General features: G+C 38.0%; 1 protein-coding gene. It reads left to right on the top strand.

The annotated features are described in order from the left end of the window. On the top strand, window positions 1-292 hold a 292-nt coding region (locus WFH18_RS18010), incomplete at both ends, for a transposase-like zinc-binding domain-containing protein (RefSeq protein WP_336755442.1).

Genomic DNA, 292 nt, shown 5'->3' with positions numbered 1-292 from the left:
GAAAATAACGCTACAAATCAAATGTCCTACCTGTCTAAGTAACAATATAAAGAGAAATGGCATCAAAGTAGATGGGAAACAAAACCATCAGTGCAAAGATTGCAAACGTCAATTTATTGGTGATCATGCATTAAGCTATCAAGGGTGTAACTCAGGTATTACCGGCAAGATATTACATTTAATGGTCAGAGGAAGCGGTGTAAGAGATATTGCTGAAGTCGAGCGTATCAGCATTGGCAAGGTATTACGAACCTTAAGTGAATCGATCTATCAGATTCAGCCTAAACAAAGC

The sequence above is a fragment of the Acinetobacter sp. USHLN143 genome (assembly GCF_037145695.1).
GTDB classification, from domain to species: domain Bacteria; phylum Pseudomonadota; class Gammaproteobacteria; order Pseudomonadales; family Moraxellaceae; genus Acinetobacter; species Acinetobacter fasciculus.
The sequence above is the reverse complement of the archived record's forward strand: the minus strand, read 5'-3'. Positions and strand labels throughout refer to the sequence as shown.